Source organism: Kribbella sp. NPDC059898 (genome assembly GCF_042730855.1).
Lineage (GTDB): Bacteria > Actinomycetota > Actinomycetes > Propionibacteriales > Kribbellaceae > Kribbella.
On the sequence record NZ_JBHWKR010000039.1, the window covers coordinates 1 to 1,419 of the forward strand.

Annotated in this window: 1 rRNA gene; it reads left to right on the forward strand. The window is 55.9% G+C overall.

The features are described 5' to 3' along the window. Positions 1-1,393 (forward strand): 23S ribosomal RNA (locus tag ACFV9C_RS44760); the annotation flags it as partial. Positions 1,394-1,419: the final 26 nt, after the last annotated feature.

A 1,419-nucleotide genomic window follows, 5' to 3' on the forward strand; every position in this document is an offset into this window, starting at 1 on the left:
TAGCCTGAGAGCCGAGGCGGACCCGTTTAGGGGAAGTGGATGATCCCATGCTGCCGAGAAAAACTTCGCAGTGAGTGTTAGAGCCGCCCGTACCCCAAACCGACACAGGTGATCAGGTAGAGAATACCAAGGCGATCGAGTGAACCATGGTTAAGGAACTCGGCAAAATGCCCCCGTAACTTCGGGAGAAGGGGGACCGGATCCGTGACACCACTTGCTGGTGGAAGCGGTGATGGTCGCAGAGACCAGGCCCAAGCGACTGTTTACTAAAAACACAGGTCCGTGCGAAGAAGTAATTCGATGTATACGGACTGACGCCTGCCCGGTGCTGGAACGTTAAGGGGACAGGTTAGCTGGTTTTGGCCGGCGAAGCTTTGAACTTAAGCGCCAGTAAACGGCGGTGGTAACTATAACCATCCTAAGGTAGCGAAATTCCTTGTCGGGTAAGTTCCGACCTGCACGAATGGCGTAACGACTTGGGCGCTGTCTCAACCGTGGACTCGGCGAAATTGCATTACGAGTAAAGATGCTCGTTACGCGCAGCAGGACGGAAAGACCCCGGGACCTTTACTACAACTTGGTATTGGTGGTCGGTACAATTTGTGTAGGATAGGTGGGAGACTGTGAAGCTCGGACGCCAGTTCGGGTGGAGTCATCGTTGAAATACCACTCTGATTGTTCTGGCTGTCTAACTTTGGTCCGTTATCCGGATCAGGGACAGTGCCTGGTGGGTAGTTTGACTGGGGCGGTCGCCTCCTAAAAGGTAACGGAGGCGCTCAAAGGTTCCCTCAGCCTGGTTGGCAATCAGGTGTTGAGTGTAAGTGCACAAGGGAGCTTGACTGTGAGACAGACATGTCGAGCAGGGACGAAAGTCGGAACTAGTGATCCGGCGGTGGCATGTGGGAGCACCGTCGCTCAACGGATAAAAGGTACCCCGGGGATAACAGGCTGATCTTCCCCAAGAGTCCATATCGACGGGATGGTTTGGCACCTCGATGTCGGCTCGTCGCATCCTGGGGCTGGAGTAGGTCCCAAGGGTTGGGCTGTTCGCCCATTAAAGCGGCACGCGAGCTGGGTTTAGAACGTCGTGAGACAGTTCGGTCCCTATCCGCTGCGCGCGCAGGAGACTTGAGAAGGGCTGCCCCTAGTACGAGAGGACCGGGGTGGACGAACCTCTGGTGTGCCAGTTGTTCCGCCAGGAGCACGGCTGGTTGGCTACGTTCGGGAGTGATAACCGCTGAAAGCATCTAAGCGGGAAGCACGCTTCAAGATGAGGTCTCCCACCGGGTTAACCGGGTAAGGCCCCCAGTAGACCACTGGGTTGATAGGCCAGAGGTGGAAGCGCCGTGAGGTGTGGAGCTGACTGGTACTAATAGGCCGAGGGCTTGTCACTCACACAAACTTCAAGCTCAATGCGCT